We start from the raw sequence: 8,927 nt of genomic DNA, 5'->3' as shown, positions 1-8,927 counted from the left end.
GTCCGTCGGCAGCCACCGCGACCGCCTGATCGGCTCCACCGACCGCCAGGCCGAAGCGGACGGGGTCCGCCCCGGCCGCCGGGCAGCGGTGCCGAGCTGGGACGAGATCGTGTTCGGGACACGGCGCAAGAAGCAGGAGTAGTCGGTCGTACGAGAGTGGGGACCACGCCGATCCAAGGCGCGGGCCCCACTGTCGTACGGCTGGACGGCTATTGCGGATCCGGCCCCACGGCCACCGGCCGGGACGGATCCGCGGACCACTCCGACCAGGACCCCACGTACAACGCCGCCGGAATCCCCGCGACCGCCAGGGCGAGTACCTCATGGGCGCCGGAGACTCCCGAACCGCAGTACACGCCTGCCTCCGGACCGTCCTCGGACACGCCCAGCGTCTTGAACCGGGCCCGAAGCTCGTCCGCGGCGAGGAAGCGGCCGTCCGGCGCCACGTTCTCGTTCGTGGGCGCGGACACGGCGCCCGGAATGTGACCGCCTACCGGATCGATCGGCTCCACTTCTCCCCGGTACCGCTCCCCCGCCCGCGCATCGAGAAGCACGCCGCTGCGTGCCAACGCCGCGGCCCCATCGGCATCCAGCATGTCCACTGCCCCCGGCACCGGCTGGAAGTCGCCCTCGGCCGGCACCGGCACGGTCGTCTCCCGCGGGCCCTGCCAGGCGGGCAGCCCACCGTCGAGGACCCGCACATCCGGATGCCCCGTCCAGCGCAGCAGCCACCAGGCGCGTGCCGCGGCCCAGCCCTGGCCGCCGTCGTACACGACCACGGGCACCGACGACGAGACACCGGCCCGGCGCATGGCCGTACCGAATTCCGCCATGTCGGGCAGCGGATGCCGGCCGCGCTCGCCCGGTGCCGACGCGAGTTCACGGTCCAGGTCGACGTAGACCGCGCCGGGGAGGTGCCCGGCCTCGTACTCGGCCCGCCCGTCGAAGGGCGGTTCACCGGCCGCCTTGGCCACGCTCAGCTGCCAGCGGACATCGAGCAGGACGGGCGGGGTCACTCCCGCCAGCTCGCTCGCGAGTTCGGTTGCGGAGATGATGGCGTTCATGGCCACCATCCTTGCGTATGGGGTGGCCGCATCGTCCATGTCCGGCTACTCTGCTCGGCCGGACAGCCCCGATCACGAGGCGTATGGGATCGGGCACATGCTGTACAGCAGATCGACATCCGTCGGCAATCGCACCGAAATGGGCGAGGAACCGCACACCGGGCATTCTCCGGGCATGGGCCGCGAAAACGGCGGCGCGCCCGGAGCGCGCGGTCCCACGGGGGTGCGAGCATCGGCACGGGGGTCCGCAGAGCGGCGGCGACACGGCTGCCGCAAGGGGTCGAGGAGAGAGTGACGATGACCGAGGCACGGGGGTCGGCCGGCCCGAACGGCGAAACGCACGCGCCCGGCACGCCCTGCTGGGTGAGTCTGATGGTGCACGGACTGGCCACGACCCAGGAGTTCTACGGGGCTCTGTTCGGCTGGGAGTTCCGGCCCGGCCCTCAGCAGCTCGGCCCTTATCTGCGGGCGCTGCTCGACGGCTGTGAAGTGGCCGGCATCGGCCAGCTCCCGCCGGACCGGCACCTCCCCATCGCCTGGACGCCCTACCTCGCCTCGGACGACGTCGATCTGACCGCCGAGACGGTACGGCTGTGCGGCGGCACCGTCGGGGTCGGGCCGCTGGACGCGGAGGAGGCCGGGCGGCTGGTGATCGGTTCGGATCCGTCGGGCGCGGTCTTCGGCGTGTGGCAGGCGGCGGCGCATCGCGGCACGGCCATCGCCGGGGTGCCCGGCACTCCGGCCTGGCACGAGCTGCTGACCTTCGAGACGGCGAGCGTCGCCAAGTTCTACGAGACCCTGTTCGACTACGACGAGGAGCCGGTGGTCTCCGCCGACTTCGACTACGTGACCCTGCTCATCGACGGCCGCCCGGTCGCCGGTATCCACGGCGTCGGCAACTCCCTGCCCCGTGACCGGGGTCCGCACTGGGTGACGTACTTCGAAGTCGCCGACACCGACGAGAGCCTCGCGCAGGTCGCCGACCTCGGCGGGCATGTCCTCAAGCCGGCCCACGACACCGAACACGGCCGCGTGGCCACGGTCGCGGACCCCGAGGGCGCGAGGTTCTGCCTGGTCCAGAGCCCGGCCTGAGCTCAGGCCGGGGAGACCGCCCGCCTGGCCGACGTCATCGACGACGACCTGGAACAGCTTGGAGCCGAAGTCGGTCGTGATGCCGAAGGCGTATACGGGGCCTCGCTCCCGTCTCAATGGCCGAGCCCGGCGCCTCCGTCGACCGGGATCACGGCGCCGCGCACATATCCGGCACCGGCCAGGAACGCCACCACGTCGGCGACCTCTTCGGGCCGGGCGAGACGTCCGGCCGGGGTCTGGCGCAGCAAGTCGCGGCGCTGCTCCTCGGTGAGCGCTCGGCTCATGTCCGTCTCGGTCAGACCGGGCGCCACCACATTGCAGGTGATGTCCCGGGGGCCGAGTTCATGGGTCAGCGACCGGGCGAAACCGACCAGCCCCGCCTTCGCCGCCGCGTAGTTGGACTGTCCGGCGGCTCCTTGCAGCGCCGCCGTGGAGGAGATCAGCACGATACGACCGTGGGCTTCGCGGAGCATCCCGCGCATCGCGCGCCGGGCAACCCGGAAGGCACCTGTGAGGTTGGTGTCGACGACGGAGGTGAAGTCCTCCTCACTCATCCGAACCAGGAGACGGTCGTGGGTGGCACCCGCGTTCGCGACCAGAACGGTGACGGGCCCGTGGGCGGCCTCGGCCTCCTTGAAGGCCTGGTCCACCTGCTGACTGTCCGTCACATCGCAGCGTACTGCGAGGAGTCCCTCGGAAGCGGCGGGTTCAGCGCCCCGGTAGGTCACCGTGACCCTGTCCCCCGCCCTCGCGAAGCGGCGTGCCGTGGCCAGGCCGATCCCCCTGTTCCCCCCGGTCACGAGAACCGACCGAGCCGGTGCCTGTCCCATCGTCCCCTCCGTTCCTCTTCCACTGTTCCTGTGCCTTCTCCGCTTCCGATGTTCCCGTCCCGCTGTTCCCGCTGTCGACGTCCCGCGCGCGCAACCCGACGACGCACACGGCGAACCCGACGAGGGCCAGTACGGCGGTCCAGAACGTGGCCGCGTACATCGCGTCGAGGAAGGCACGGTCGGCCGTGGCCGCCAGTTCCGGCAGACGCAGCGAGCCGGCCAGCGAGCGCGCCGCCTCGGCCGAGGTCCGGGCCTGCTCTTCGGCGCCCGCCGTCAACCCCTGTGCGTCACCCGGCAGTTCGGCGTCCGCCATCCGCGCCCGGTACACCCCGGAGAGGACCGAGCCGGCCATCGCCACCCCGAGCGTCCCGCCCACCTGCCGTGTGACGCTGTTGACGGCCGATCCGGCGCCCGCGAGATGCGGCGGCACCCCGCTCATCATCACGGCCGTGACCGGCGTACCGACCAGACCCATCCCGAACCCCTGCACCCACAGCAGCGCGGCGACGGTCAGGATGGGGGTCTGTCCGTCGAACCACAGATAACCGACGTACGTCGCGGCCGTGGCCAGGACTCCGGCCGCGACCGTCCACCGGGCCGACAGCAGTCGGCTCATCGCCGGGGAGGCCTGGCTGCCCAGGACGATGCCGACCGCGGCGGCGATCATCACGGTTCCGGCGTCGGCGGGGGAAAGGCCGCGGGGCCCCTGGAGATAGAAGGCCGCGTAGAACAGATGCCCGGCCAGCGCCATGAACGCGATCAGCAGCACCACACTCCCGGCCGTGAACCCGGGCTGCCGGAACAGTCGCAGGTCCAGGCTGGGGGCCGGGGACCTGCGCTGACCGGCCACGAAGGCGGTGAGCAGTGCGCCACCCAGGAGGAGGGGGAGGAGGACGTGCGGGCCGTACCAGGTCCGTCCGTTGCCGAGCTCGATGATCCCGTAGACCACGCCGCCAAGGCCGAGCACCGACAGGCCCATCCCCGGCAGGTCGAGCATCCGGCGCCGGGGACCTTTCAGTTCGGGTACGACGGCCACCACCCCGGCCAGACACAGGGCCACGATCGGCACGTTGACCAGGAACACCGAACCCCACCAGAAGTGGCTGAGCAGCGCCCCGCCCACGACCGGACCGACGGCCACACCCAGACCGCTGGACGAGCTCCAGATCGCTATCGCCCGGGTGCGTTTCTCCTCCGGCGTGCTCTGCACGATGACCGACAGGGTCGCGGGCATCAGCAGCGCACTGCCCGCGCCCATGAAGGCCCGCGCCACGATCAGCCAGGCCGGGCTCCCGGCGAACGCCCCGGCGCCGGAGGCCGCGCCGAACAGTGCCAGACCGGCGATGAGGGTGGTGCGGGGGCCGAACCGGTCGGCCAGCGCGCCGCCCGCGAAGAGGGTGCCGGCGAAGACCAGGGTGTAGGCGCTCGCCACCCACTCCAGTTCGGCGGGGGTCGCGCCCAGGCCCTCGTCCGGGTCGGCGAGGGTGGTGACGGCGACGTTGAGGACCGAGGTGTCCAGCCAGATCAGCATCTGGGCGCAGACCACGACCACCAGGACGGGCCACGCCCGGGACGGCGCGGCCTTCCGTTCCGCCGGGCTCACGGTGCTCATCGGATGCCTCCGTCGTCCGTGGTGTCGCCGAGGTGCCCGTAGCCGCGCAGCGCCCGGTCGACCAGCGCGTCGGCGGCGCCCGTGTAGCGGGCCGGGTCGAGCAGTTCGGACAGCTGGTCGGGGGTGAACCGGGCCGTCACCTCGGGATGGCCGGACAGCACCTCGCCGATCGTGCGCCCGGTGTCGGCGGCCTCGGCCGAGGCGGCGGTCAGCAGCTTCTTCGCCCGTACCTTGCCGAGCACCGGGGCGAGCGCCACCGTCAGCCGTTCGGTGACGATGGCGCCGCCGGTCAGTTCAAGATTGGCGAGCATCCGTTCGGGGTGCACGATCAGCCCCTCCGCGAGTTCGACGGCCGTGTGTGTGGCTCCGCCCGCCAGCCGCAGCGCCTCCCGCAGCGGCTGCCACTCCGCGTGCCATGCCCCGGCGGGCCGCTCGTCCTCGGCGAGCATGCACTGCGCCAGTACGAGGGCATGGGCGGGCACTTGACGGGCGGCCACCACGATCAGCGTGGCGAGCGCGGGGTTCCGCTTCTGCGGCATCGCCGAAGAGGCCCCGCGTCCCGCGGCCGCGGGCTCGGACACCTCGGCGATCTCGGTACGGGACAGCATCTGCACATCGAGCGCGAACTTCCCGAGCGCTCCGGTGACCAGCTGGAGCACCGCGCCCAGTTCGGCGATCGGAGTGCGCACGGTGTGCCACGGCAGCACCGGTTCGGCCAGCCCCAGTGCCTCGGCGAAGGGGGCGAGCAGTTCCACGCCGCCCTCACCCACCCCGCCGTCCAATGCCGCGTACTCGCGGTACGCGGCCAGGGTGCCTGCCGCGCCGCCGAGTTGGGCCGGCAGGGCGGACGCGACCGTACGGACCCGGGCCAGGGCGTCGGCGACGAGTTGGAGCCAGCCCGCTGCCTTGAGGCCAAGGGTGGTGGGCACCGCGTGCTGGGCCAGCGTGCGCCCGGCCAGGACCGTGCGGCGGTGGGTGTCGGCCAGCGCGGCCAGGGCGGCGCCGGTGCGTTCCAGGTCGGCGGCGATCAGGCCGAGCACCCGGCGGGCGACCAGCATGGCCGCCGAGTCGAGGATGTCCTGGCTGGTCGACCCGCGGTGCACGTACTCGGCGGCTGCCACGTCCCTGGCGGCGACCACCTCGGTGAAGGCGCTCACCAGCGCGACGACCGGGTTGGCCGCGGCCCGGGCCGCATGGGCCAGGGCGACCAGGTCAAGGCGGTCCGCGTGGGCCACCGAGGCGATCGCCTCCACCGCCGCGGCGGGCGTCAGCCCGACGGCGTGCTGGGCCCGGGCCAGCGCCACTTCGGCGTCCAGCATCGCCTGCAGCCATGCCTCGTCGGTCACCTCGGCCGCGACGGGCGTGCCCGCCCAGGTCGGGGCGAGCAGGCCCGCGTCGGTGCCCACGGACATCCCGTTCACGCTCTTCGGCCCCCTGCGTCTGGTGTCTGACGTACGGTCAAAGTGCTGGCGGACAACGCCACTTCGTTCCCCGCCAGCCGCAGAGCCGCCCGCGCGATCGCGTCCGAGTCCTCCAGCGTCACCGAGCCGACGCCCGGCCTGATGCCGACCGCCGTCACCCAGCGCACGCCCTCCGTCGGCACCCCGAAGGCGAACCGGCGCGGATGCGCCCGGCCCGCCGCGTCCACAAGCCGGGGCGGGCTCCCTGTCACAGCGAGTCCACCCGTCTCCCAGCCGGTCAGCCGGTACGGGCCGCACTGGCCGGCCGTCAGCAGCCCCCGCAGCAGCGGATTCGTGCTCCGCCGCAGATCGACAACGGGCAACCGCGCCTCGACCAGTGCGCTCACCAGCACCTCAGGCGCGGACACCAGCTCCGCGTCCACGAGGAAACCGCCTTCGCGTGCCGAGGGCCGCACCCGCATCCGCGGACCGACCATGTGCAGCACCTCGGCCTCGATCAGCGCGATCAGCTGCTCGATCCGGAAGGCCGGCGGACCGATCGAGGTGAACGCGTTCAACGGCGTGTACCAGCCGTCCAGTTCGGCACGGTACGACTCACCGGAGACACCGCCGTGGTCGACCACCAGCCGGATCTCGTTGCGCAGGTCCCGCAGGGCGTCCAGCGCGGCCTTCAGCGGCCCGCTCACATTGCCCAGCCGGGCCTCGGCGACATCCCGGCGCAGGTGGTCCAGCAGCCAGTGCCGGAAGTCGTCCCGCCCGGTGAAGGTCCGCTCGCCGTACGGACGCTCGATCCGCTGCCAGTCCCACCGCTCACCGGGCGGTACCGCGTACCGGTCGAGCAGGGCCACTTCCCCGGCCCCGGCAAGACCGGCCCCGGCAAGACAGGACCGTACGAACTCATCGGCGGCCCCGGGCCCGTGGGCGGCCAGGATCCACGCCTCGTGGTAGACGGTGCGGACCTCCCGGTCGATCAGCGGCCAGATGTCACGGCGAAAGGTGACGGGCTGCCCGCCGTCCGCCGGCCGCCGCAGCCCGGCGATGACCTCCGGGGTGAGGAACCGGGGGTGGTGGCGGCCGAGTGCGCCCTTCTCGTTCTCGCCCCGGGCGTGGTACGGCACACCGCGCCGCGAACCGGCGTACAGGACCGGCTCGTTGCCGCTCGGGAGGTACACGAGTCCGGACTGACTCTCCTTGAACGTGCCGCCGCGGCCCTCGGTGAGCAGCGCCAGGTGGTCGAAGAAGTTCAGCCCAAGACCGCGCAGTGCCACCCGTGTGCCCGGCGGGATGCCGCTCAGATCGGCGTCGGCCGGGTTGGCGGGACCCACATAGGCCAGGCCGTGCCGGTCGGCGAAGGAGCGCAGCTCCCGTTCCTCCTGGCTCGGGGTCAGCTCCCCGTGGCCGAGGGCCAGGACCACCGCGTCCATCCCGGACAGCAGGCCGCCGTCCTCCAGGGTCACCGTCTGCCGCCCGTCCGGGGCGTCGTCCAGCGCGACCGCGGTCGCCCGGTGCGTGTGGACCGTCACTCGGGGAGCAGCGGTGCGCAGAAGGTGCCGGAACACCCACTTCAGGTAGTGGCCGTGGAATGCCCGGGTCGGGTAGGTGTCCGGGCCGAGCCGCCGCGCCTCGTCCAGGACCCGGTCCGGGCAGCCCTCGGCGAACGCTCCCAGGCTGACCATGCGCGCCCACTCGTACAGGCTTGGCCCCGGCACCGACGGCCCCGCACAGTCCACGCTGTCGTCGGTGAACAGGGTCACCTGGGAGGCGACCGTGTTCATCAGCAGCTCGCCCGGCTGGTCGGTACGCCACACCGCGCCCGCGCCGGGCGGGTACGGGTCGACGAGGTGGACAACGACCGGACGGGTGGTCCCGGTGGTGCCGTCGGCGTTGGCGCAGATCCGCTCCAGGACCGAGAGCCCGCGTGGACCGGCACCGATCACACAGATGACGAGGGCGTCACCGGGCCCGCTCTGTGCCGGCCCGGTCATTCCCCGCCCAGCCCGTCGCGCCAGCTCGGCCGCAGCGGCTTCCAGCCCAGCGCCGCACGGGCCCGGTCGTTCGCCGCCCCGCGCGCCGCGGTGAGTTGGTGGGCCATGAACCAGCCGAGCAGCCGGGGCGCCATCGCCGCCGGAACCGTGCGCGGGGGCGGGCCGCCCAGCGCGCGGGCGTAGTGCGGCAGCCACTGCGCGGCCGAGGCCGGGTCGTCGTCCGTCACGTGGAAGACCCCGGTGGCATCCGACTCGACGGCCGCCACCGCCGCTCCCACGGCGTCCTCCACATGCAGGAACGAGGTGACCCCGGAGCCGCCTTCGGGCAGCGGAAGCTTCCCGGCCAGCACCCGCTGCCCGGTCCCGCCGTCGCGGGCGTACGCGGTCTCGGCGCCGTACAGCGTGCCGTACCGCAACACCGCGCCCGCGAGGTCCGGGCCACCGCCCAGGACCAGCCGCTCCAGCGCGGCGACAGCCCGTACGGTGGCGGCCCAGCCCGGGTCGGGGGCGTCCACGTAGAGCGGCGCGTCCTCGTCGAGGACCGGATCCCCGGCCGGGGCGGCGGCGAAGGCGATGGACTGCGCGACCAGCCGCCGCGCACCGGCCGCCCGGGCCGCCGCGACCAGGTTGGCGGTGCCCTCGGTACGCAGCCGCGCGGTCAGTGCGAAGGCCCCCGCGGGGTCGTCGCGCAGCAGCCGCAGCGCCGACATCTGGTGGACGACCACCTCGGGCCGGGCGGACGACACCGCCGACAGCAGGGCCTGACGGTCGAGGGCGTCGGCGGCCACGACCGCGTCCGCATCCGGGGCCCCTGCCCGGGACTCGTGACGTACCAGCGCGCTCACCTGGTGTCCTCGCGCCCGCAGCGCGCCCACCAGCGGATGTCCGACCACTCCGGTGGCCCCGGCGACCAGCACCCGCAC

The 8,927-nt window shown here is 73.2% G+C and carries 7 protein-coding genes and 1 pseudogene; 2 read left to right on the top strand and 6 right to left on the bottom strand.

All coding sequences use genetic code 11. The annotated features are described in order from the left end of the window. Nucleotides 1-142, top strand: a pseudogene (locus ACTWQO_RS22490) (septation protein SepH); the annotation flags it as partial. A 67-nt stretch (nt 143-209) separates the two neighbouring features. Here the strand turns inward: ACTWQO_RS22490 and ACTWQO_RS22485 are convergent. Continuing rightward, on the bottom strand, nt 210-1,064 hold the full coding sequence (locus tag ACTWQO_RS22485) for a sulfurtransferase (protein WP_443239129.1): 855 nt from the start codon (nt 1,062-1,064) through the stop codon (nt 210-212). A 297-nt stretch (nt 1,065-1,361) separates the two neighbouring features. Between ACTWQO_RS22485 and ACTWQO_RS22480 the strand changes: the two genes are divergently transcribed. Then, nucleotides 1,362-2,156: a VOC family protein gene (locus ACTWQO_RS22480; RefSeq protein WP_443239128.1), complete on the top strand. Its 795-nt coding sequence runs from the start codon at nt 1,362-1,364 to the stop codon at nt 2,154-2,156. 113 nt (nt 2,157-2,269) lie between these two features. On the opposite strand, the gene fabG is transcribed toward ACTWQO_RS22480, so the two are convergent. From fabG to ACTWQO_RS22455, 5 genes are read right to left on the bottom strand one after another with little or no spacing between them, the layout of a single operon-like run. Beyond that, nucleotides 2,270-2,956 carry a 3-oxoacyl-ACP reductase FabG gene (fabG, locus tag ACTWQO_RS22475; protein WP_443239127.1) on the bottom strand — a complete coding sequence of 229 codons (687 nt, stop codon included), beginning with the start codon at nt 2,954-2,956 and terminating at the stop codon, nt 2,270-2,272. After that, nucleotides 2,865-4,598, bottom strand: coding sequence for an MFS transporter (locus tag ACTWQO_RS22470; RefSeq protein WP_443239126.1), 1,734 nt, complete (start codon nt 4,596-4,598; stop codon nt 2,865-2,867). The genes fabG and ACTWQO_RS22470 overlap by 92 nt, the downstream gene beginning before the upstream one ends. Next, nucleotides 4,595-6,010, bottom strand: a complete 1,416-nt coding sequence (locus ACTWQO_RS22465) for a class-II fumarase/aspartase family protein (protein ID WP_443239125.1) — start codon at nt 6,008-6,010, stop codon at nt 4,595-4,597. The genes ACTWQO_RS22470 and ACTWQO_RS22465 overlap by 4 nt, the downstream gene beginning before the upstream one ends. A 5-nt stretch (nt 6,011-6,015) precedes the next feature. After that, on the bottom strand, nt 6,016-8,004 hold the full coding sequence (locus ACTWQO_RS22460; protein ID WP_443239124.1) for an FAD/NAD(P)-binding protein: 1,989 nt from the start codon (nt 8,002-8,004) through the stop codon (nt 6,016-6,018). After that, complete coding sequence (locus ACTWQO_RS22455; RefSeq protein WP_443239123.1) at nt 8,001-8,927, bottom strand: NAD-dependent epimerase/dehydratase family protein; 927 nt, start codon at nt 8,925-8,927, stop codon at nt 8,001-8,003. Before ACTWQO_RS22455 ends, ACTWQO_RS22460 begins: the two co-directional genes overlap by 4 nt.

It is taken from the genome of Streptomyces sp. 4N124 (assembly GCF_052245395.1).
In the GTDB taxonomy this organism is placed as follows: Bacteria; Actinomycetota; Actinomycetes; order Streptomycetales; family Streptomycetaceae; genus Streptomyces.
This window is presented reverse-complemented; position numbering and strand designations above follow the sequence as displayed.